Source organism: bacterium, from assembly GCA_024226335.1.
GTDB lineage: Bacteria > Myxococcota_A > UBA9160 > SZUA-336 > SZUA-336 > JAAELY01.
This window is the reverse complement of the sequence record JAAELY010000100.1, coordinates 1-1103: the sequence shown is the minus strand read 5'-3', so window position 1 is coordinate 1103 and position 1103 is coordinate 1. Positions and strand designations below refer to the sequence as shown.

Below are 1103 nucleotides of genomic sequence, written 5' to 3'. Positions count from 1 at the left end.
GTCAAGGAAACCGGTCAGCTGGACGGGGTGATTTGCGACTGTGTCTCGTTCGCCTTGAGCGGCGCCAACGTGCGTTACGAGATCGACCTGGTCCAGGACCTCTGGCCGGTCGATTTCGACAACGGACAGATCAGCCAGGTACTCAACAACGTACTGATCAACGCCGTTCAGGCGATGCCCGAAGGTGGCGACATTCGGATCCGTGCACGAAACCTGGCGCGAGGCAGCGTCACCGGCACGAGAGTCGTCGAAATCAACATCGAGGACACGGGAAGCGGCATTCCCGAAGAAGCGATCGAGCAGATCTTCGACCCGTACTTCTCAACACGGCAGGACGGGCAGGGTCTGGGGCTGGCCACGGCGCACTCGATCGTGCGTCGCCACGACGGGGAGTTGACGGTCACATCCGTTTCAGGCCAAGGAACCACGTTCAGGATCCGGTTGCCGGCGTCGGACAACCTGGCCCCGGTCCCGGCAATCCCGGAACGGCCAACTCCCGAACGGCGCTCCGGCGGTCGAGTTCTGGTGGTCGACGATGATGCGGACGTACGCTCGACGATCGAAGCGATGCTTCGATCCCTGGACTACGAGGTCGTCTGCGCCGCCGAAGGCGGCAAGGGGCTCGATCTGTACGGAGAGTCTCTCGACGCCGGAAACCGGTTTGATGCGGTGATCCTGGATCTCACGATTCGAGGAGGCATGGGGGGCCGGGAGACCATCGGCCACCTGCTCGAACTCGACCCCGACGCCGGAGCAATCGTGGTCAGCGGTTACTCCAGCGATCCGGTCATGGCCGACTTTGAAGCGTATGGATTCCGCGCGCGCGTGAGCAAACCGTTCCTGCGCGCGGACCTTCAGTCGGCGCTGGAGCAGATCCTGGATCCGTAGATCAGCTCAGATCTTCGATCTTCCCGCCTGGAGCGCAGCGCTTGACCGAAGCGATCCCGCCGGAGCATCCCGATGAACCGGCGTAGACCTGCGATCGCCCGATCGGCTCACCGTTCGAAGCCTTGAGCACGAAGCAAGCGCCGCCGCTCTTGGCCTTGCTGCGGTCGAAGTTCTTCTCGGCCTTGGCGTGCTTTTTCACCGACTTGATGCCGTTC

General features: G+C 62.7%; 2 protein-coding genes. One reads left to right on the top strand and one right to left on the bottom strand.

Annotated elements, in window-relative coordinates; translation table 11 throughout:
- On the top strand, positions 1–888 hold an 888-nt coding region (locus GY725_04360; GenBank protein ID MCP4003409.1), incomplete at its 5' end, for a response regulator.
- A 1-nt stretch (position 889) separates the two neighbouring features.
- On the opposite strand, the gene GY725_04355 is transcribed toward GY725_04360, so the two are convergent.
- The coding region (locus GY725_04355) for a YegP family protein (protein MCP4003408.1) at positions 890–1103 on the bottom strand (214 nt) is incomplete at its 5' end.